Source organism: Pseudomonas sp. CK-NBRI-02 (assembly GCF_008124495.1).
In the GTDB taxonomy this organism is placed as follows: Bacteria; Pseudomonadota; Gammaproteobacteria; order Pseudomonadales; family Pseudomonadaceae; genus Aquipseudomonas; species Aquipseudomonas guariconensis.
The window spans coordinates 1-23,084 of the sequence record NZ_VSJH01000010.1 but is presented as its reverse complement, the minus strand read 5'-3'; the positions used below and the strand labels follow the sequence as shown (position 1 = coordinate 23,084).

Annotated in this window: 4 protein-coding genes; all 4 read right to left on the bottom strand. The window is 68.4% G+C overall.

The window, feature by feature from the left end:
* Window positions 1-6: 6 nt before the first annotated feature.
* The gene (locus DQ397_RS09905) at window positions 7-11,745 is read right to left on the bottom strand and encodes an amino acid adenylation domain-containing protein (RefSeq protein WP_148921535.1); all 11,739 of its coding nucleotides are present in this window, start codon (window positions 11,743-11,745) and stop codon (window positions 7-9) included.
* The gene (locus DQ397_RS09900) at window positions 11,742-14,810 is read right to left on the bottom strand and encodes an amino acid adenylation domain-containing protein (RefSeq protein WP_043215870.1); all 3,069 of its coding nucleotides are present in this window, start codon (window positions 14,808-14,810) and stop codon (window positions 11,742-11,744) included. The genes DQ397_RS09905 and DQ397_RS09900 overlap by 4 nt, the downstream gene beginning before the upstream one ends.
* Before the next feature lie 12 nt (window positions 14,811-14,822).
* Window positions 14,823-15,872, bottom strand: a complete 1,050-nt coding sequence (locus DQ397_RS09895) for a TauD/TfdA family dioxygenase (RefSeq protein WP_043215871.1) — start codon at window positions 15,870-15,872, stop codon at window positions 14,823-14,825.
* A gap of 67 nt (window positions 15,873-15,939) precedes the next feature.
* Window positions 15,940-23,084: non-ribosomal peptide synthetase (locus DQ397_RS09890; RefSeq protein ID WP_148921534.1), on the bottom strand; the 7,145-nt coding region annotated here is incomplete at its 5' end.

Here is a 23,084-nt window from a genome sequence, read left to right as displayed (position 1 = left end):
GGCCGGTCAGGCTTGAGGCAGCCGCACCGGCTCCAGGGTCGCCAATACCCCATCAAGGCAGCCGGGGCTATGCAGGATGTCGTAGTGGCTGGCGCGCACCACCTCGGTGTGGGCAATACGCGGTTGCTGCGCTTCGAGCGCCGCTCGCTCACCGGTCGGGTTGGCACTGGCCCACCAGCAACGCAGCTCGGCCTTGACCACCGGCAACATCGGCAGCTCGCGCGACAGTTGCTTGAGCCGCTGGCTGACCATGAAGGTATGCGCCAGCTCATCGGCCCCGAGCAAGGCATAACCCGCGCCTTGTTGTGGCTGACGCTGGATCACCTCGGCAATCAACCCACCCACCTCCTGGGCCTCGATCGCCCTGTGCCCGTCGAGCACTGGTTGCACCGCGTCCGGGTCCATCCCCAGGGTGGCGCAGAGGAAGGCCTGCAGGTCTTCGCGCAGCGCTTCGGCCTGCTCACCGGTGTCCAGCGGCACGTAGCTGTCCACCAGGCCCAGCCAGCGTACGCTCTGCCCTTGGCCCTCCAGGACCTGAGCCACCAGCAGTGCCAGGCTGCCGCCGAGCGACCAGCCCAGTAAGTGATACGGCCCCTGGGGCTGGCGAGCGCGAATGGCAGCGGCGTAGTCACTGGCCATCTGCGCCAGCGACAAGTCTTGCCACTGGCGGTCCAGCAGCATCCGGCACTGCACGCCGTACACCGTGCGCTGCCCTTCCAGGCGCCGGGCCAGGGGCTCGTAGTCGAACACTGTGCCGAACCCTGCATGCAGGCAGAACAGCGGCGCTGCATCCGTCACCGGTTGGTTGAGCAGCAGCAACGGCTCCGGCGCCTGGCCCTGGGCGGCGGTCAGGCCGGCGATGGTCGGGTTGGCCATCATGTCGCGCAGCTTGAGTTCGAAGCCCAGCCCCGGCATCGCCCGTACCTGGGAGATCACCTTCAAGGTGCGCAGCGAATCGCCGCCCAGCTCGAAGAAGTTGTCGGTGATGCCCACCTGATCGACACCCAGCACCTGTTGCCAGACCTGCGCCAGCGCCGCCTGCAGGGGCGTGCGCGGCGCAACGAATTCGCGGGCACCGAAGTCACGGTCCGGCAGCGCCTTGCGGTCGAGCTTGCCATTGGGCGTGAGGGGGAACTGCGCCAGCACCACCACCTGGGCCGGCACCATGTAGTCCGGCAGGCGCTCGCGCAGGGCCGCCAGCAGGCGCTGGCTCAACCCCTGTTCGGCAGCGGCGACCACATAACCGATCAGCTGGCGGCCTTGCGGGGTGTCGCGCACCACCACCAAGGCATCCTTGACCCCGGTCTGTTCGCGCAGCCTCGCCTCGATCTCGCCCAGCTCGATCCGGAAGCCCCGAACCTTGACCTGATGGTCGACGCGCCCCACGTAATCCACCACGCCATCGGCGCGCATGCGCACCAAATCGCCCGTGCGGTACAGCCGCGCTCCCGGCGCGCCGAACGGGTCGGCGATGAAGCGCTCGGCGGTCTGGCCGCGGTGGTGATGGTAGCCGCGGGCAACGCCCTCGCCACCGATGAACAGCTCACCGACCAGGCCCGGCGGCAAGGGATTGAGGTCGCCATCGAGCACGTACAGGGTCCGCGCCCCCACCGCCAGACCGATCGGCGCATACATTGCCTGGCAATGCCCGCTCGCTGGGGTCTTCCACAGCAGCGGCGTGACCACGGTCTCGGTCGGGCCATAGCCGTTGACCAGGTACTGTGGCGCCAGGCTGCGCTTGACCCGCTCGAAGCTGGCATCCGGTACTGCATCACCGCCAAAGCAGTAGATGCGCACGGCCGGCGCCTCGCCTTGGCGTTCGGCCTGCTCGGCCAGCTCCAGCAAGTACGCCGGCGGGAAGCAGGCGATGCTGATGCGCTGCGCCTTGAGCACCTGCAAGGTCTGCTCGGCGGTCCACAGGTTGTTGTCACGGATCACCAGGGTGCCGCCACTGATCAACGTGGTGATCCAACGCTCATGGGCGCCATCGAAGGCGAACGACATGAAGTGCAGCTCGCGGCTGTCGTGGTCCATCTCGTAGAGCTGGGCGATAGCCTGCACATGCATGCTGATCGCCCCATGGGCCACGGCGACGCTCTTGGGCTTGCCGGTAGAACCCGAGGTGTAGATCAGGTAGGCCAGGCCCAGGTCCTGAACCGCCGGCAAGCCCGAGGCATCGACCGTTTCATCGAGTACCAGCGTATCGACCGCAAGGCAGGTGACCGATGGCGCCAGGGTCACCCGATCCTGCAGGCGATGCTGGGTCAGCAGCACCGCCATGCCCGCGTCGGCCATCATGTAGCGCAGGCGCTCGGCTGGGTACTCCGGGTCCAGCGGCACATAGGCACCGCCGCTCTTGAGTACCGCCAGCAGCGACACCACCAGCTCCAGCGAGCGCTCCATGAACACGCCCACCACGGTTTCCGGCCCAACACCCAGCGCTTGCAGACGCACGGCCAAGGCCGTGGCGCGGCGCTCGAGGGTAGCGTAGTCGAGCACTTGCTCGCCCAGCACCAACGCCGGGTGTTGTGGCAGCTCCCGGGCACGACGGGCAATCAGCTCATGCACCGGGGTGTTGGCCACAGTTGGCGCGGCCGCCTGCAACTGGCGTGGCGCGTCCTCGACCAGGCCCAGACAGCCGACCGGCTGGAGGGCATCGTCGCACAGCCTGCAAAGCAGGCTTTCCATGTGCGCGCGTATCTGCTCGACCGTCGCAAGATCAAAGTGCGAACGCTGGTGCATGTACTCGATGCGCAGACCGCCCTCCTCCACGCTGACCATCAGGTCCATGGCAAAGCTGGTCAGGCCGAAGTCCGATACCTCCTCAAAGCGCAGTGAGTCGCCGTCCCACTCGCGCAGCGTGCGATCGACCGGCTGGTTCTCGAACACGATGATGCTGTCGAACAGCGCCTGGCCGCCCTGCCCGGCCCAGCGCTGGATGTCGCCCAGTGGCGTGTGCTGGTGGTCGCGGATGCGCAGGTTGTAGGCCTGCAGCTCACGCAGCCAGTCGCCCACGGCCTGGGTGGTCGGTACGCTGCTGACCACCGGCAAGGTGTTGATGAACAGCCCAAGCATCTGCTCGGCGCCTTCCAGGGTTTCCGGACGCCCCGACACGGTGGCGCCGAAGGTCACCGTGCGCTGGCCGCTGTAACGCTGCAACAGCAGCAGCCAGGCCGCCTGGACCAAGGTGTTGAGGGTCACCCTTTGCCCTTGGACGAACTGCTGCAGGCGCGTGGTCTGCGTTGCATCCAGCTGGGTGTAGAGCGCGTGATAGCCCGCCTGCGGCTGCTTGACCGGTACGGCACGGGCAAGGTGCGTCGGCCCTTCCAGCGCTGCCAGCGCAGTCTTCCAGAACGCTTCGCTGGTCAGCGGATCCTGGCGCTGCAGCCAGCCGATGTAATGACGGTACTCGGCCACCGGAGACAGCGCCTGGCCACTGTAGTGGCGCAGCACGTCACCGATCAGCCGCGAGACGCTCCAGCCATCCATGAGGATGTGGTGGTAGGTCCAGATCAGCCGGTACCGCTGCTCATCGATGCGCACCAACAGTATCCGCAGCAACGGCGCGCTCCCCAGGGCAAAGCCCTGCTCGCGCTCGGCATCGGCCAGCACGCGCACGGTCTGCCGGGCGTCGGCGCGGTTGCGCCAGTCGAGCACGGTCAGCAGCGGCGGCACTTCGCGCAGCACCACCTGCAGCGGCTCCTGCTCGCCCTCCCAGAGGAACGCGGTGCGCAGGATCGCGTGGCGGCGGGCTACCGCCTCCCACGCCGCAAGCATGCGCTGCGGATCCACGCCCACCACGCCTACTTCGATCTGGTTGACGTACAGGCCATCGTCGCTGTCCTGCAGCGCGTGGAACAGCATGCCCTGCTGCATGGGCGACAGCGGGTAGGCGTCCTCCACTTGCGCGGCAGTGAGCCCAAGGCGCGCCAGTTGGGCCTGCGAAAGCCCCACCGACACCCGCGCCACCGGCGTCTCGAGCGCCGGTGCCAGGGCGGTGGCGACCTGGGCCAAAGCCTCCAGGGTCGGGTGGCTGAACACATCCTTGGGCGTGATCGACAGCCCCGCCTTGCGCGCCAGGGCCACGGCCTGGATCGACACGATCGAGTCGCCACCGAGTTCGAAGAAGTCATCTTCGACGCTGATGTCGTCGCGCTCGAACAGCGCCTGCCAGACCGTCAGCAAGCTCGCTTCCTCAAGCGTGGCCGGTGCGCGCCCCTGACGCGTGCGCGCCTCAGGTGCCGGCAGACGGCGCCGGTCGAGTTTGCCGTTGGCCGTCACCGGCATGCGTTCGAGTTCGATCAATTGAGCCGGTTGCATGTGCTCGGGCAGTCGCTCGGCCAGGGCAGCCTTGAGCACCGCGGGGTCGAGCGCGCTGGCACTGGGTACCAGATACGCCACCAGTTGCGTGCTCTTGCCCACCTCCAGCGCCAGTACCACGGCTTCGGCGACGCCGGGCTGTTCGACCAGGGCGGCCTCGATTTCGCCCAGTTCGATGCGCAGGCCGCGGATCTTCACCTGATGGTCGATCCGGCCGATGTATTCGATCACCCCGTCGGCGCGGTAGCGGGCCAGGTCGCCGGTGCGGTACAGCCGCTGGCCGGCGTCGAATGGCGAGGCGACGAAACGCTCGGCGGTCAGCCCAGGGCGCTGGTGGTAACCGCGCGCCAGGCCCACGCCGCCCAAATACAGCTCACCGACCCGGCCGACGGCCTGGAGTTGCAGGCTGTCGTCGAGGATATAGGTACGCAGGTTGGCGATGGGACGGCCGATCGGCACGCTGTGCCCACCGTCGTCGCGGCAGGTCCAGTGAGTCACGTCGATGGCCGCCTCGGTGGGGCCGTACAGGTTGTACAGCCCGGCCTTGGGCAGCACGCGCAGCACCTGGCGTTGCAATTCGGCGGGCAACGCCTCGCCACTGCAGATCACCTGGCGCAGGCTGTGACAGGAGGCCGCGCCCTCGTCGCGCACGAACGCCTGCAACATCGACGGCACGAAATGCAGCGTATCGACCTGGTGACGGTTGATCAGCGCCACCAGTTGCGCCGGGTCCCGATGCGCCCCGGGCTCGGCGATGGCCAGGCGGGCGCCGACCATCAGCGGCCAGAAGAACTCCCACACCGACACATCGAAGCTGAACGGCGTCTTCTGCAACACCGTGTCCCCCGCGCCCAGCGGGTAGGCCGCCTGCATCCAGGCCAGGCGGTTGTACAAAGCGTCGTGACGGTTGCCCGCGCCCTTGGGCCGGCCGGTGGAACCCGAGGTGTAGATCATGTACGCCAGCGAAGCGCCGTCCAGGGCCAGGTCCAGGTTGTGGTCCGGGCCTTGGGTGAGGTCCAGCTGATCCAGGCACAGCACCTGGACGCCATCGACCAGCGGCAGGCGCGCTACCAGGGTGCTGTGGCTGAGCAGCAAGCCCACGCCGCTGTCCTCGAGCATGTACTGCAGGCGCTCGGTCGGGTAGTCCGGGTCCATCGGTACGTAGGCGCCACCGGCCTTGAGGACGGCCAACAGGCCAATCACCAGTTCCAGGGAGCGCTCGACGGCGATGCCGACCAGCACCTCCGGGCCCACCCCGTGCGCGCGCAAGCGGTGCGCCAGGCGGTTGGCCTGGCGGTTGAGCTCGGCGTAATCCAGTTGCTGATCGCCAAACACCAGTGCCGGCGCCTGCCCCGCACGCTCGGCCTGCGATTCGAACAGCCGATGCACCGGTTGCATTGGCGCGAAGGCCACCTGGGTGTCGTTCCAGGCCAGCAGTTGCAAATCGCGCTCCGAATCCCCCAGCAGCGTCAATTGGCCCAGCGCCTGCTCAGGCGCTGCGGCCATGGCCTGCAACAGGTTGCACAGGTGCTCGTGCAGGCTGGCGATGAAAGTGTCGCCAAAGGCGCTGCGGGCATAGTTGTAGCGCAGCGACAGGCGCGCGCCGAAGTCGGCCGAAACCGTCAGCGGGAAATGGGTCTGTTCGCGACCTTGCACATCCAGGATGCGCAAGCCCGTGTCCGGTCCCTGCTGCAGCGCCTCGGCCAGCGGGTAGTTCTCGAATACCAGCAAGGTGTCGAACAGATTGCCCAGCCCTGCCAGGCGCTGCACCTCGGCCAGCGGACTGTGCTCGTACTCGCGCAGGTCCAGGTTCAGCGCCTGGATCGCCTGTACCCACTGCGCCACCGATTGCCCGGGTTCAGGGCGGGCGATCACCGGCAGGGTGTTGATGAACAGGCCCAACTGCTGCTCGATGCCCGGCAGGTCTACCGGACGGCCAGCCACGGTGGCGCCGAAAGCCACGCAGGCTTGCCCGCTGTAGCGCTGCAACAGCAGCAGCCAGGCGGCCTGCACCAAGCTGTTGAGGGTGACCTTGTGCTGCCGGGCAAACGCGCCCAGGCGCTCGCTGGTCGCCGGGTCGAGCACCTGGAAATATTCTCCGAAGCCCGTTGCGCCAGGCTCGGCCTGAGCACCATTGGCCAGCAAAGTCGGCTCTTCGAGCGGCGCCAGCTGGGCGCTCCAGAAGTCCTGGGCGGACTGGGCATCCTGGACGACGAGCCAGGCCATGTAGTCGCGGTAGCGGCTGGCACTGCTGGCCGGGGTCTGGCCGGCATAACGCTGCATCACTTCGCCGAGCAACTGCGAGGTGCTCCAGCCATCGAGCAGGATGTGGTGGTGCGTGACGATCAGGTGCTGCCGGCCTTCGGCGGTGTCCAGCACGCTGACCCGCAGCAGCGGTGCCTGGGCCAGATCGAAACCGCGCTGACGGTCAGCTTCGGCAAATGCCTCCAGGGCACTGCGCGGCTGGCCGCGATAGTCCAGCCGTTCCAGCGGCAGACGCACCTGGCGCCCGATCGCCTGCAACGGCTGGCGCAGTTCATCGCCCCACAAAAAGCGCGCACGCAGGGTGTCATGGGCGTCCAGCGCCCCCTGCCAGGCCGCCCGCAAGGCTTCGACGTCCAGGCCTTCGACGTCCAGGCGCAGTTGGTGAACGTAGGCGCCTGGCTGATCGTCGTAGAGGCTGTGGAACAGCATGCCCTGCTGCATCGGCGACAGCGGGTAAAGGTCTTCGACGTCGCGCGCCACAAGGTTCAGGGCATCGAGCTGCGCCTGGTGCAGTTGCGCCAGCGGTACATCGGCCGGTGTCAGCCCACCATCGCTGGCCAGGCAGTGCTCGACCAGCGCACGCAAGGCCTGGCCATAGGCGTCGGCCAAGGCCTGCACCTGGGTCTGGGCGAAGCGGCGCGGGTCGAACGACCAGCTCAGGCACAGCTCGCCGCCATACACCTGCCCATTGATGCTCAGGCCTTCGAGCACTGTGTTGCCCGGCGCCTGCTCGTCACCGCCGCGCTCGCGTGCCGGTTGCCAAGCCGCCTGTGCATCGAAGCTGGCATCGAACTGGCCCATGTAGTTGAAGGTGATGGCCGGTGCCGGCAGCGCCCCCAGCCCCACGTCGGCCAAATAGCGCAGGATGGCGAAACCGATACCTTTGTTCGGCACCGCACGCAGTTGCTCCTTGACGGCCTTGATGCTGGCGCCGGCATCCAGCGCCGGGGTCAGCTTGACCGGGAAGATCGAGGTGAACCACCCCACCGTGCGGCTCAGGTCGATGTCCTCGAACAGGTCTTCGCGGCCATGGCCTTCGAGCTGCACCAGGGTCGAGGCCTGGCCAGTCCAGGCACAGATCACCTGGGCCAGGGCGGTCAGCAACAGGTCGTTGACCTGGGTGCGGTAGGCTGCCGGGGCCTGCTGCAGCAATTGGCGGGTGAGGTCCGGGTCCAGGCAGGTCTGCACGGCGCAGATCTCCTGCGCCACCGGGTGGGACACAGCCTGGCTCGGCAGGCCTGGCGTCACGTCCTCGTACTGGGCGTGCCAGTACGCGGCCTCGGCCAGCAATGACGGGCTCTGCGCATGCTGTACCAGGCGCCGGGCCCACTGCTGGTAGGCGCTGGTCTTGCCCGGCAGGCGCGGCTGCTCGCCGGCGGCCAATTGCTGGAGGGCCTGCTGCAGATCCTCCAGCAGCACCCGCCAGGACACCCCGTCCACCACCAGGTGATGGACCACCAACAGCAAGCGCTGCCCGCCCTCTGCCATGTCCACCAGCAGGGCGCGCAGCAGCGGTCCCTCGGCCAGATCCAGGCTAGCCTGAGCCTGGTTGCACAGCGCCAGCAAGGCCTGCTCGTCACAGGCGTGGGCGTGCTGCAGCACTGGCTGCTCGGCGCCCTCCTCGGCATGCCATTGACGCCACTGGCCGGCCTGCTGCACAAAGCGCAGGCGCAGGGCGTCGTGCTGGCGCATCACGCAGGCCAGCGCCCTACGCAGCTGCTGCGCATCGACCGGCTGACGTAGGTCCAGCAACACCGACTGGTTCCAGTGGGCGCGATGGGCCACGGGCTGCTCGAAGAACCACTGCTGGATCGGCGTCAGCGGCGCCTCCCCAACCACCGGCGCATCGCTGTGGACGGCCGCCTCGCTACGCACCGCGACCCGCGCCAGACTTTGCACGGTCTGGTATTGGAACAGGTCCTTGGGGCTGAAGCGGATGCCGCTCTGACGGGCACGGCTGACCAGCTGGATGGCGATGATCGAGTCGCCACCGAGCTCGAAGAAGTTGTCATCGATGCTGACCGGCGCACGCTTGAGCACCTCTTCCCAGAGCGTGACCAGGTCAGCCTGCAGCGAATCCTGCGGCGCTTGCCAGGCCCCTCGCGACGGCGCCAGGCCCGGCGCGGGCAGCGCCTTGCGGTCGAGCTTGCCGTTGCTGGTCAGCGGCCAGGCGTCGAGCACCATCAAGTGTGCGGGCACCATGTAGTCAGGCAGCTCGCCGCGCAGGTAGTCACGCAGGCCCTGGCCGAAGGTGCTGCTGCCGGCCTCGACGCCAGCCTTGGCCACCAGGTAGCCGACCAGTTGCTTGCTGGCGCCAGCCTCGTGCACCAGCACCAGGGCCTGGGCGACCTGCGGATGCTGTTGCAGACAGCGCTGGATCTCGCCCAGCTCGATGCGAAAACCGCGGATCTTCACCTGATGGTCGATCCGGCCGATGTACTCGAGGCTGCCGTCGGCGCTGTAGCGGGCCAGATCGCCCGTGCGGTACAGGCGCGCCCCAGGGCGCTCGGCGAAGGGGTCGGCCACAAAGCGCGTGGCAGTCAGATCCGCGCGTTGATGGTAGCCCCGTGCCAAGCCCGCCCCGCCCACGTACAGCTCGCCCACGCAGCCTTTGGCCACCGGATTCAAACGGCTGTCGAGCACGTACCACGACAAATCGCCGATCGGCTCGCCCAGCGGGCTGCTGTTGCTCGATTCAAGGTCGGCCCAGCCCAGTGGCCGGTAACTCACGTGCACCGTGGTCTCGGTGATGCCGTACATGTTCACCAGTTGCGGCTGGCGATCGCCGAAGGCTTCGAACCAAGGCCGCAGGTCGGCCACCGCCAGGGCCTCGCCGCCGAAGATCACCGTGCGCAGGGCCAGCGGCCCCTGGTCGCGGGCCGCGCACGCCACCTCGATCAGCGGGCGGAAGGCCGACGGCGTCTGGTTGAGCACCGTCACGCCCTCCTCGCGCAACAGGCGGTGGAAGTCCTGGGGCGAACGGCTGGTGGCATAGGGCACCACCACCAACGTGCCGCCATGCAGCAATGCGCCGAAGATCTCCCACACCGAAAAATCGAACGCATAGGAATGGAACAGCGTCCACACATCGTGCTCGTCGAAGCCGAACCACTGCTGGGTGGCCTGGAACAGGCGCAACACATTGGCATGGGGCAACAAGGTGCCCTTGGGCTTGCCGGTCGAGCCTGAGGTGTAGATGACGTAGGCCAGGTTGTCGGGGTCGGTCAGGTTGGGCAGGTCGTGCTCGGGCGCCTCGCTCAGCCAGGCACCGGCCTGGTCGAGCAACAGCGTCTGAAGGCCCTCGACCTGCGGCAGGCGCGCGGCAAGCGGCGCCTGGCTGATCAGCAGGCGCGTGCCGCTGTCTTCGAGCAGATAGGCCAGGCGCTCCTCGGGGTATTCAGGGTCCAGCGGCACATAGGCGCCACCGGCCTTGAGGATCGCCAGCAGCCCCACCAGCATCTCCAGCGAGCGTGGCAAGGCGATGCCCACGCGCACGTCCGGGCCCACACCCTGGGCACGCAGGTGCCAGGCCAGGCGGTTGGCCCGGCGGTTGAGCTCGCCATAGCTCAGGCGCTCGCCCTCGCAGACCACCGCGGTGGCCGCTGGGCGCAAGGCCGCCTGGCGCTCGATGCGCTGGTGCAGGCACTCGCGCAGCTCATGCCGGGCCGGCCTGGGGTTCCACTCGGCCAGGGTGGCAGCGCGCTCAGCGGCATCGAGCATCGGCAACTCGCCCAGGGCCGTGGCCGGATTGCGCACGATCGCTTGCAGCAAGTTCAACCAGTGGCGCGCCATGCGCTCGAGGGTGGCGGCCTCGAACAGGTCGGTGGCATAGGTGAACGCCGCGCTCAGGCCCTCGGGCCCTTCGACGGTATCGAGCATCAGGTCGAACTTGGTGCTGCGTTCATCGACCGCCAGCACTTCGACCTCCAGCCCCTGCAACGACCAGCGGGCACTGCCCTCGGCGGCCTGCTGATGATTGAGCATCACCTGGAACAGCGGGCTCTGGTTCAAGCTGCGTTCTGGCTGCAGCGCGTCCACCAGTTGTTCGAACGGCACGTCCTGATGGCTCTGAGCTTGCACGGCCGCAGCCTTGAGGGCCTGCAGCAGGTCCAGGAAGGGTTGCTCGGGCTGCGGCTGGCTGCGCAGCACCTGGGTGTTGATGAAAAAGCCCAGCAGCGTCTGCACGTCCTGGCGTGTGCGGTTGGCCACCGGCACGCCGACACGGATGTCGTGCTCGCCGCTGTAGCGGTGCAGCAACGCATGCAGCGACGCCAGCAGCACCACGAACAGCGTACAGCCCTGCTCGCGGGCCAACTGGCGCAGGCCTTCCAAGGTTGCGGCGGGCACCTGGACGCTGACGCAATCGCCCTGCTGGCTGGGCACGCTCGGGCGCTTGCGGTCCAGCGGCAGGCTCAAAAGCGGGTGTTCATCGCCCAACTGCTCGCGCCAATATTGCAATTGCCGCTCGCCCTCGCCCGCCTCCAGCCACAGCCGCTGCCACAGGGCAAAGTCGGCGTACTGGATCGGCAGGGCCTCTACCTGCGGCGCCTGGCCGCTGGCGAACGCCGCGTAGTGGCGGGTGAATTCCTCGATCAGGATGGGCAACGAGGCGCCATCGGTGACGATATGGTGCAGCGTGAGCACCAACACATGATCCTGGGCGCCGAGCCGGACCAACCGGGCGCGCATCAGCGGGCCGTGGGCCAGGTCGAACGGTGCCCGGGCAGCGCTGGCGATGGCAGCCTGAAGGCCTGCCTCGTGCGCCTCGACCTGCTCCAGCGGGCAGGCCATCGCAGGGTGGATCACTTGCTGCACAGCCCCCGCCTCCAGGCGGAAGGTGGTGCGCAGTACTTCATGGCGCGCCAGCAGCGCGGCCAGGGTCTGCTCCAGGGCCGCACGGTCCAGCGGGCCGCGCAGGCGGAAGGCACCGGTCAGGTTGTAGGCGCTGGCCTGTGGCTCCAGTTGCCAGATGAACCACAGCCGCTGCTGGGCGTAGGACGCCGGCACCACCTGCAAACCCGCCGCACGCGGCGGGATCGGCAGGGCTTCCAGGGTCAGGCCCTGCTCGCGCATCTTGCCTTGCAGCGCCTGTCGGGCTTCGGCCGACATCCCTGCAAACCGTTGCGCCAGCGCCAGCATTCTGTCCGGTACCGCATTCATAGAGCTTCAACCTCGTCGAACAGCGCCTCCAGGGAGTCCACTGTGTTTTGCTGATTACCGGCTTGCTCGCGCAATGCATCGATCTCCTGCGCCAGGCGCTCGAGGGTCTCGCCCTCGAAGAACACCCGCAGCGGGATCGTCAGGCCCAAGGCTTCCTGGATCCGGGTACGGATCGCGGTGGCCAGCAGCGAGTGGCCGCCGAGCTCGAAGAAGCTGTCCTGCACACCGACCTTGTCCACCTGCAGGGCCTCGGCCCAGATACCGGCCAGGGTGCGCTCAAGGTCCGTGCGCGGGGCGATGTACTGGCTGCGTCGGCTGTCCAGGGCCAGCAAGGCATTGCGGTCGAGCTTGCCATTGGGGGTCTGCGGGAAGCGTTCCAGCACCCGGATGCGCGCCGGCAGCATGTGCTCGGGCAGCACCTGGGAGAGGTGGCTGTGCAGGTCCAGGCCCAGTTGCTCGTGACCTTCCTGAGTAGAAACGACGAAGGCCAGCAATTGTTTACCCGCCGCGGTGTCATGGGCGATCACCAGGGCATCGTCCACGCCGCGCCCGGCGCGCAGGGCGTTTTCGATTTCGCCCAGCTCGATGCGAAAACCGCGCAGCTTGACCTGATGATCCAGGCGCCCAAGGCAGTCCAGGGTACCGTCGACCCGGTAGCGCGCTACATCGCCTGTGCGGTACAGGCGCTGCCCCGGTTCCTGGGCGAACGGGTCCGGCAAGAAGCGCTCGGCGGTCAGGGACGGCCGCGCCAGGTAGCCACGGCACAGGCCATCGCCGGCCACGTGCAGCTCGCCCTCGACACCCGGCGCGACCGGCTCGAACTGCGCGTTCAGCACATGCACCCGCAGGCCCTGGACCGGCTTGCCGATGGCGATGCCATGGCCGTCGGCCGGGTCCAAATAGGTGGCGGTGGACCACACGGTGGCTTCGCTCGGTCCGTACTCGTTGACCAGCGAAACCCCGGCCAGGCGCTCGCCGTGGCGCCGCGCAAGCTCTTGGGTGCAGGCCTCGCCGGCGACGATCACGCAGCGCAGGCTCGGTGCATCGAGGTATTCGAGGATCTGCCCGTGGAACGAGGGCAACGTCAGGTAATGGGTCACGCCCTCCCGGGCGATCAGCGCGGCCAGCTGTTGCGGATCCTTGTAGCTGTGCTCGTCCGGCAGGGTCAGTGTCGCGCCCTGGCTCAACGCCCAGAAGACACCGGCCACGGAGCTGTCGAAGGAGAACGACGACAACATCAGGAAATTGCCCAGCGCTTCGCGGTAGAAATGCCCACGGGCCAAGGTCGAGGCCACGGCGTTGGCGTGGCTGACCATGACCCCCTTGGGCTTGCCGGTGGAGCCGGAGGTGTAGATCACGTAGGCCAGATTGTCGGCATCGCCCAGTGGCGCCGGGGCCTGCTCGCTGGCCGACCACACGGGCGCATCGGCGGCCAGGGAAGTGACCGTCAAACGCGGGTTCTGCTGCCAGGCCGCAGGCAGCGGCAGGCAGGCCAGCACCTGCTCGGCACCGGCATCGGCGAGCATGAAGGCCAGGCGCTCGGCCGGGTAGTTCGGGTCCAGCGGCAGGTAGGCGCCTCCGGCCTTGAGGATGCCCAGCAGTGCCACCACCAGCTCGCGGCTGCGCTGGCCATACACCGCCACCACCTGGTCCGGGCCTGTGCCCTGGGCGCGCAAGGTGTTGGCCACCTGGTTCGACAGGCGCTCCAGCTCGCTATAGGTCAGCCGCTCGCCGCCCACGCTCAAGGCGATGGCCTGGGGCTGACGCTCGGCCTGCTCGGCGAACAACGCTTGCAACTGCCGCGCCTGGCGCAGGGAGGCGGCCTGGGGGTTGAAGCCCTGCAGCACCAGCCGGCGCCCAGCCTCATCGAGCAAGCCGGCCTCGGCAAGGTCCTGCGCTGGCGCGACCAGAGCCTGACCGGCAAAGTGCAGGAACTGCCCCAGCAGCATCTGCAAGGCCTCGACGCTGAAGGCAGCGGCATCGGCATCCAGGCGCACCAGGCCTTCGCCTAGCACCAGGCGCAGGCGCTCGGCCGGCCCTTCGGCGTCCAGCGCCAAAACGCTTTGTTCAGCGGCGCTCGGGCGATGGACGAAGCCGTAGCGGCACAGCCCCAGGTCGAACTCGTTCAGGCAGTCCAGCCAGGAGCGCGACTGTTCGAGGCGAGTCGTCATCTCGTCGGTCAACCCATCGAGGCTGGCGCCCTGGCGTTGGTCGAAGGCCACCGGCAGGGCCCGGGCGAACACGCCACAGGCATCGGCCAGATCCTCGTTACGGCCCTCCACGTGCAGGCCGATCAGCAGACGCTCTTGCTGGCTGATACGGGCCAGGAAAGCGCCCCACAGCGCCAGCACCCGCGCCTCACCGCCGTCGCTCGACAGCAGCGCCTCGAGCGTCCGATCGGCACGGCTGGCCTGGTGGCGGGCGTTGGCGTGGCCTGGGGTTTCGAAGGCCAGGCGGTGGTTGACCAGATGGCTGCGCACCAGCGCCTGCCAGAACGCCGCGCCCTGGCGGCCCAGCTCATCTTCGCGCAGCTCCTGCTGCCAGGCGGCGAAGTCGACGTACTGCAACGCCTCGTCGTTGTCGGCGAGCACGCGGCCCTCGCACAAGGCGGCCAACTCGCCCGCCACCATCAGCAGGCTGGCGCGGTCGAGGCTGGCCGCGCTGCCCAGCAGCAACAGGCGTGGCTGGGCACCGGCCAGGGCGCTCACCGCCACGCTGCAGGCACCGGCTGCACTCACCTGGGCCCTGGCCCAGGCCAGCGCCTGGTCCAGGTCGCGGTCGGCCTCGGCATGTACGGCGCCAGGCACTTGCGCCTGCACGGCCTGCAGCGGCCAGGCCATGCCCGGCAGGCGGCGGTATAGGGTGCGCAGTATTTCGTGGCGCGCACCCAGGGTAGCCAGGTGCGCGGACAGCGCGCCGGCATCGGGCAGGCGTGCGACGCTGAGCACCACCCAGGCGTGCCCTGGGTGCTCGCCCTGGTTGGCCAAAGCCAGCGCCTGCTGGGCAGAGGCCTGGAACAGTTCACCGCCTACGTCGTCATGGCCTGGCTGGAGAGAGAGGGTCATGTATGGAGCTCCTTAATCGTGGGCCAGATCGGCGCTTTTCTGCGCGATCGCCATGGCGGTGAGAATTTTTCGACGGCCCGTGAAGGCGTTGCGCGCATGCACGGTGAGGATGTTGTCCAGCAGCACCACGTCGCCCTTCTGCCAGTCGAATTCGACCATCACGTCGCGGTAGATCTGTTGCAGGTGGCGCACCACGTCATCGCCGATCGGCGTGCCATCGCCAAAGAACGTGTTCTGCGGCAAGTCCAGCGGGCCGAACTCGCGCAGCAGGTTGTCGCGGATGCTGTCAGGCAGGGTCAGGGCATTGAAGAAGGTGCCGTGGTTGAACCAGATGCGCTCGCCGGTCTGCGGGTGGCGGACGATGGCCGGGCCGCGCTGACGGGTGCGCAGGCGGTTGCCTGGTTTCCACTCGGCCTCTACCCCGATTTGCGCGCAGTAGGCTTCCACTTCGCTGCGCACCTCGCTCTGGAACACGGTCTGCCACGGCAGGCCCATGCCGTCGCCATAGTTGCGCACATAGAGAATGCCCTTGCGGGCGAAGGCTTCGCGCACCTGCGGATCGACGCGGTCGAGGATCAGCCGGGTATCGCCCAGCGGCGTCTGGCCACCGGTCTGGGAGGGGGTGTCGCAGTAGAAGTACAAATGCAGCGGGAACACCGGCGAATAGGAGTGCTCGTTGTGCGGGAAGATCCGCTCACCGGCCGGGTAGTCAGTGGAGCTGTAGATGTTGAACTGGCCCGTGATCTGGGTGCGTGGCGAGGCGCGGAACAGGTACTGCAGGGCGCCGCCGGAAATCGCGTCGATACACTGGTTGAATTGATCGATACCTGCCACATCGAAGCCGCGGAACAGGATCGCCGCCCCCTGGTGCAACTGCTGCTGGATCAGCGCGCGGTTCTGCGCCGCCCAGGCGACCAGATCGACCCCTGGCACGGTGGGCGTACACAGCAGCGGAAAGCCCGCCTCGAACAACGGGCGGAAGCTGACCAGGCTGGACGTGTCGCTGGAAATGCGCTTGCGCGCACCGCGCATGGGGCGAGAGGACAATGAAGTGACAGACATGACGCCTCCTGGAACTGGACCATGGCGGCTCGTCGCGAGCCGCCGCAAAAGTCGTTGAACAATCAGGTCATTCGACGGCGCTGGAACGACGCCGGCGGATCGGGTGCAGCCCTTTGAGGCGGGCGGCGCGTTCGCTGCTCCGGCGCTGCTGGTGGTCACGCCAGACCTGCTCGGCCCGGGCCGACAGCTCGCCCAGGGTGGCTGCGCCCCCGACCAGCGCCGCGAGCACCGCCCGGACCTGCTCGAACATCGCCTCCAGCGTGGCCGGAGCGAAACGCCCGGCCGGATACTCGAAGCTCAGGTGCAGGTGCTCGTCGTCGTTGTAGAACGCCGCCACCAGGTCCAGCTCGGCCGCCTGGCGCCCGGACGGGAAGTCACTGACCTGCAGCGCCCCCATCGACGGCAGGCGCCCCACGCCTTCCTGGTGGATCAGCTTGATCGAGAACAGCGGCGAGCGGCCGTTGCGCCGGGGCAGGCGCAGGGCCTCGACCAGGCGCTCGAACGGCAGGTCTTGGTGCTCGGATGCCTCGATCAACGTTCGGCTGCACAGGGTCAGCAGCTGATCGGCAGTCATCGCCGGCACAAGCTCCACCTGCAACACCAGCTGGTTGACGAAGAAGCCAACCATGCGCTCGAGCTCGGCATGGTTGCGGTTGGCGATGTCGGTGCCGATGCGCAGGCGGGCCTGCCCGGTGCGCTGTTGCAGCACCACGTTGAACGCGGCCAGCAGCACGCTGAACAGCGACTGCTGGCGTTGCCGTGCGAACCGGCGCAAGGCCGCGCTCTGGGCGCGGTCGAAGGTGAAGTGGCAGGTCGCGCCCTGCCCGGCTTCGCCGGGTTCGGCAGTCGGGTCCGGCGGCAGCTCCAGCACCGGGTGATGCTCGCCCAGATGGGCCTGCCACCAGGCGAGTTGGCGTTGCAGTTCGCCGCCCTGCTCCAGCCACTGGCGCTGCCAGCGGGCGAAGTCGGCGTATTGCAGGTTCAGCTCTGGCAGGGTCGGCTGCTCGCCTACCGCGAATGCGCTGTAGAGGCTGACGAACTCGTCGATCAGCACACGGAACGAGCCGTCATCGGCGACGATGTGGTGCAAGGTCATGAGCAGCACATGGTCCTGGTCGGCCAGTTGCAGCACCTGCACACGCAGCAGTGGGCCGTTGGCCAGATCGAACGGCTGCGCGACTTCCTCGCGGGCCAGTGCCTGGGCACTGGCCTCGGCATCGGCCAGGCCACGCAAGTCGCGGTAACGCAGCGCCAGCGGCAGGTCGTCACGCACCTGTTGCCAGGTACTTCCGCGCGCCTCGTGGTAGGTGCTGCGCAGCACTTCATGACGCGCCAGCAAGGCTTCGAAGGTACGGCGCAGGGCGTCCGGATCCAGTGGGCCGCGCAGGCGCAGGGCGCCGGGCATGTTGTACATCGAGCTGTGCGGCTCCAGGCTCCAGAGGAACCACAGGCGCTGCTGGGCGAACGACAATGGCTGCTCGCCCGGCCCTGGGTCTCGCGCCATGGCCGGGCGGGCGAGCACGGCCTGATCGGCACTGGCGCGCACCTGCTCGGCAAAATCGCACAGCCGCGGATGCTCGAACAGCGCCCGCAGGCTCACTGCACGCCCCAGTTGCCGGCGCACCTGGGAAACGATCTGGGTGGCCAGCAGGGAGTGGCCGCCCAGGTCGAAAAAGTTGTCCTCGCGGCCCAGGCCATCGAGGCCCAGCACCTGCTGCCAGATCTGCCCGAGCTGCTGCTCCAGGCCTTCGCGCAGCGGCTCGCCACCCTCAAGCGCCAGGGCCTCGGGCACGGGCAAGGCCGTGCGGTCGAGTTTGCCGTTGCGGTTGAGCGGCAGCGCTGCCAGCGCCACCACCTGGGCCGGCAACAGGTAGTCCGGCAAGCGGGCCTTGAGCGCCTGGCGCACGGCGCGGGTCAGTTCGGCGCTGGTATGCGCAGGCGCGGTGGGCACGGCGTAGCCGATCAATTGCTTGCCGGTGGCGCCCTCGTGCACCAGCACCGCTGCTTCGCGGATCATGGGCAACGCTTGCAGGTGCGCTTCCAGCTCACCCAGTTCGACCCGGAAACCACGGATCTTCACCTGATGGTCGGCCCGGCCGATGTACTCGACCACGCCATCGGCGCGCACCCGCGCCAGGTCGCCGCTGCGGTACAAGCGCTGCCCCGGGGTGCCGGCGAACGGGTCTGGCACGAAGCGCTCGGCGGTCAGCGCCGCACGGCCATGGTAGTCACGGGCAAGGCCCGCGCCTGCGGCGATGCACAGCTCGCCGGCCAGGCCCACCGGGGCCAGGTGGCCGTGGCCGTCCAGGATGTGCAGCGCCCGCCCCGGCAAGGCGCGGCCGATCGGAATGGCGCCCGCGCTGTCGGCCAAGGTGCAAAGGTGCGTGCTCGACACCACCGTGGCCTCGGTGGGGCCGTAGGTGTTGACCAGCCGCACATGCCCCAGCCCAGCCGCGTGCCACAGCTTGAGCCCCTCGGCGGACATCGCCTCGCCCCCCACATGCACCTGGCGCAGGCGCCCGGCCTCACGCGGTGCGCTGGCGGCCCACTCCTGGGCCAGCAGGAACCAGTACGCCGCCGGCAGGTCGGCCAGGGTGATGCCCTGGGCGATGATCTGCTCGTACAGGGTCGTGGTGTCCCACAGCTCATCGCCGCGCAGCACCAAGCAGGCGCCCACGCACAGCGGCGGGTAGCACTGCTCGACGAAGCCGTCGAAGCTGAAGGTGGCGAACTGCAGCACTCGATCCTCGGGGACCAGTTGCGAATAGTCGGCGGCGATCACGCAGAATTCGCGCAGTGCCGCATGGGCAATCGACACCCCCTTGGGCTGGCCGGTGGAACCGGAGGTGTAGATCAGGTAGGCCAGGTCCTGGGCACTGGCCAGGTTGACCGGGTTTTCCGGGCTGTAGCCCTCCAGCCAGCCCTCGCCCGCCTCCAGCAGCAGGCAAGGCAGCCCGGCCGGCGCCTGGAGCAAACCAGGCTGCATGAGCAACAGGCTCAGGGCGCTGTCCTCGATCATGTAGGTCAGGCGTTCGGCCGGGTAGTCGGGGTCCAGCGGCACATAGGCGGCGCCCGCCTTGAGCACCGCCAAGAGGCTGGCGATCATCATCGGCCCGCGTCGCACCGACAGCCCCACGCGCTGGCCAGGGCCCACGCCGCATGCGCGCAGGCGATGGGCCAGGCGGTTGGCCTGGGCATTGAGTTGGTCGTAGGTCCAGCGCTGCTCGCCGGCGATCAGGGCCAGCGCCTGTGGCGTGAGCGCTGCCTGGCATTCGAAGCGCTGGTGCGCCAACAGCGGGCTGTCCAGCGTCAGCCGCGGCTGCCCGCCCTGAGCCAGGCGCTCGGCGTGGCGCGCGGCATCGAGCAGGCCCAGGCTCGCCAGCGGCTGTTCAGGCGCGGCCACGAACTGCGCAAGCAGGTGCACCAGGGCATCGCGCAGCTGCGCCACCTGTGCACTGCCGATCCGGGTGCGGTCGTGGCTGAAGGTCAGTACCAGGCCCTGGTGCTGCTCAATGCCCAGGGTCAGCGGATAGCTGGTCTGCTCGACGTTGCTGACCTGCGAGAGCCGCAAGCCGCCCGGTGCCCCTTGGCGCAGCGCCTCGGCCACCGGGAAGTTCTCGAACACCAGCAGGCTGTCGAACAAGGCCCCCTGCTGGCCGGCCCAGCGCTGGATGTCCACCAGCGAAGTGTGCTCGTGCTCGCGCAGTTGCAGGTTAAGCGCCTGCACCTCGCCCAGCCAGGCAGCCACGCGCTGGGTCGCACGCGGCGCGCAGATCACCGGCAAGGTGTTGATGAACAACCCGACCTGCTGCTCGATGCCCGGCAACTGCGCCGGGCGCCCGGCCACGGTGGCGCCGAAGGCCACCGATGGCTGGTTGCAGTAGCGCTGCAGCAGCAACGCCCAGGCCGCCTGGAACACCACGCTGACGGTCACCTGTTGGGCCCGGGCGAACGCCGCCAGGCGTTGGCTGAAGGCTTCGTCCAAGCCGTGGACCAACTCGCCGAAACCCTCCTCGCCTGCCTCGCGGGGCAGCGCTTCGCCCAGCAGGGTCGGTGCTTCGAGCGCCTGGAGCTGGCCGCGCCAGAAGACCTCGTCCAAGGCCGGGTCGCGCCGTTGCAGCCAGGCCAGGTAATCGGCGTACTTGCCCGCACTCACCGGCGGTTGGCCGCCTGCATAGCGTTGCAACACCTCGCCCAGCAGTTGGGCGTTGCTCCAGCCATCCATGAGGATGTGGTGGCTGGTGTAGATCAACTGGTAGCGCTCGCCGCCCAGGTGCACCAGCACCAGGCGCAGCAAGGGTGCGCGGTCCAGGGCGAAGGCGCGGGTGCGCTCCTGATCGGCAATGCGCTGGATATCCGCGCCTTCGCCCGGCAGCACCTGCAGTGGCAGTGCTACCTCGCGGGCGATCGACTGCACCGGCTGCGCCAGGGCCTCCCAGTGATACTGGCTGCGCAGCACGTCGTGGCGTGCGAGCACGGCCTGCCAGCTGGCGGCGAAGCGCGCCACGTCCAGGCCGTCGATGCACACCTGCAACTGGTTGATGTAGGCGCCGGTCTCGGGCGCGTAGAGGCTGTGGAACAGCATGCCCTGCTGCAAGGGCGAAAGCGGCAGCACATCCTCGACGTGAGCCCAGTCCAAGGCCAGGCCATCGAGTTGTGCCTGGTTCAGCCGCGCCAAAGGGAAGTCCGAAGGTGTCACGCCGAGGGTGCCGGGGGCCAGGCAATGGTCAAGCAACGCCTCGAGGGCCTGGCCGAAGCCCTCGGCCAGACGCTCGAGTGTGGAGGTGTCGAAACTTTCGCGACAGTAGCGCCACTCCAGCACCAGCTGGCCCTGGTACACCTGCCCTTCCAGGCTCAAGGCGCTGGCCAACGGCGCCATAGGATCCTGGGCCTGGCCGCTGCCTTCGATGGCCGGGGCGAACAAGGCGTCGTCTCCGAATTGCTGGTCGAACTGGCCCAGGTAGTTGAACAGGATGCCCGCCTGCGCCTGGGCGGCCAGCTGTGCGCCGGCCTCGGCATCCAGGTAGCGCAGCACACCATAGCCGACGCCCTTGTCCGGCACCGCGCGCAACTGCTCCTTGACCGCCTTGATCGCCTCGCCCGGCGTCGGCGCAGCCTTCAGGCGCACGGGGAACAGGCTGGTGAACCAGCCCACGGTGCGGCTCAGATCGATGTCGTCGAACAGCGCCTCTCGACCGTGGCCTTCGAGCAGTACCAGGCAGTCCGCCTGAGCGCTCCAGTCAGCCACGGCCTGGGCCAGGGCGGTCAACAGCAGGTCGTTGACCTGGGTGCGGTAGGCCTGGCCTGCGCGCTGCAGCAATTGGCGGGTGCGCTCGGCGCTCAGGCGCCAGGTCAGCACGGCCGCGCTGGCGTTGACCCTGCGCCCATTCGGGTTGTCGTGCGGCAGTGGCGCGCTGGCGCGCTGCGCCAGCCAGAACGGCAATTGCTGACGAGCTCGAGGCAGGTAATCGCCCAAACGTGCAGCCCAGTGCTGGTAACCGCTGGTCTTGGCCGGCAAGGCCTGCTGACGGTAGGCCTGCTGCAGGTCCTCCAGCAGCACGCGCCAGGACACCCCGTCCACCACCAGGTGATGGGCGACCAGCAAGAGCCGCTGGCTGCCATCGGCCATCTGCACCAAGAGCGCACGCAGCAGTGGGCCGTCGGCGAGGTCCAGGCTGGCCTGGGCCTGGTCGCACAGGGCGCGCAAGGCCTGGGCCGACGCAGCCTGACGATGCCACAGCTGCACAGGCGCCGCCTCGGCGTGGGTTTGCTGCCAGCCGGTCAATGTGTGGCGATAGCGCAGGCGCAAGGCGTCGTGTTGCTGGACCAGGCGCTCCAGGGCCGCCTCCAGACGCTCGGGCTGCAGCGGCTCGCGCGGGGTCAGCAGCAGGCCTTGGTTCCAATGCTCGCGCGTCGGAATCGTCTGTTCGAAGAACCAATGCTGGATGGGCGTCAACGCCACCTCGCCCTGCAGCGGCCCTTGCTCGACCTGCACCAGCGGCGCCTGCTCCACGGCTTCGGCCAGCTCGCGCAGGGTCTGGTGCTTGAACACATCGGCGGGGCTCAGGCGCAGGCCGGCCTGGCGGGCGCGGCTGACCACCTGGATGGCGATGATCGAATCGCCGCCCAGGGCGAAGAAGTTATCGTCCAGCCCGACCGCCTCGACGCCCAGCAACGGCTGCCAGATCTGCGCCAAGGCGCGCTGGCGTTCGCTGTGCGGGGCCTCGTGCTGCTGGCGCACCGCTCCGGCGCGTGGCAAGGCCTTGCGGTCGAGCTTGCCGTTGGCAGTGACCGGCAGACGCTCCAGGAGCATGAAACACTCCGGCACCATGAACACCGGCAGGCTCAGTTGCAGATGAGCTCGCAGCTGCGCCTGCAGCGCGCCGCTATCGGCCACCTGCGCCGACGGCACCAGGTAGGCGACCAACAGCTTGTTGTCCTGGGCCAGCACCACCGCTTCCTTGACCGCCGGGTGAGCCATCAGGCCGGCCTCGATCTCGCCCAGTTCGATGCGCAGGCCACGGATCTTCACCTGATGATCCAGGCGCCCCAAGTAGTCGATCACGCCATCTTCGCGGTAACGCGCCAGATCGCCGGTGCGGTACAGGCGCTCACCGGAGCCGAATGGGTCGGCCACGAAGCGCTCGGCGGTCAGCGCCGGGCGGCGGTGGTAACCACGCGCAAGGCCCACGCCGCCCAGGTACAGCTCACCGGCGGCGCCAACCGGCACCGGGTTGAGTTCGGCATCGAGGATGTGGGTGCGCAGGTTGGCGATGGGCCGGCCGATCGGCACGCTGTGGCGGCCATCCTCGATGCAGGCCCAGTGGGTCACGTCGATGGCGGCTTCGGTCGGGCCGTAGAGGTTGTACAGGCCCGCCCCAGGCAAACGGGCGAACACCTGGGCCTGGGCTTCGGCCGGCAGGGCCTCGCCGCTGCAGACAATGCGTCGCAGGCTGGTGCAGGCCTGGACGCCCGGCTCATGGATGAAGGCCTGGAGCATCGAGGGCACGAAGTGCAAGGTGCTGATGCCCTGCTCGGTGATGACCTGGATCAGTTGTGCAGGGTCGCGATGGGCACCGGGCTGGGCCACCACCAGGCGCGCACCGACCATCAGCGGCCAGAAGAACTCCCACACCGACACATCGAAGCTGAACGGCGTTTTCTGCAACACGCTGTCGCACGCCTGCAGCCCATAGGCCTGCTGCATCCAGG